Source organism: Shewanella sp. 10N.286.54.B9, assembly GCF_041468565.1.
Classification (GTDB): Bacteria; Pseudomonadota; Gammaproteobacteria; order Enterobacterales; family Shewanellaceae; genus Shewanella.
The window spans coordinates 1-267 of record NZ_JBFRIY010000102.1; the positions used below are offsets into that span (position 1 = coordinate 1).

1 protein-coding gene is annotated in these 267 nt (G+C 56.2%); it reads right to left on the bottom strand.

The genetic code is table 11. From position 1 onward, the window contains the following. The coding region (locus tag AB4135_RS21880) for a VCBS domain-containing protein (RefSeq protein WP_371995532.1) at nucleotides 1–267 on the bottom strand (267 nt) is incomplete at both ends.

Sequence of the window (267 nt, forward strand, 5' to 3'; positions counted from 1 at the left end):
AATTGCTGACTGAAGGCGCCATGTTCATCGGTCACAGTGACCAAGAAGGTTTCATCGTGCATCTCACCTTGGGCGAGGGCGTTGACCAGCGCGTTATCGGCTAAGGTGTAGCTCCACACACCAGTGTCGGCGTCAATATCGAATGTGCCATAGTCGTTAACTTGGGCGACAAAACTCCAGCTCCAGCTGGCGCCGTTATCGACATCATCAGCGGTTAAGGTGCCGCCGGTCATGAAGTTGCCCGGCTCTGGCACGTTACCGCCGTCC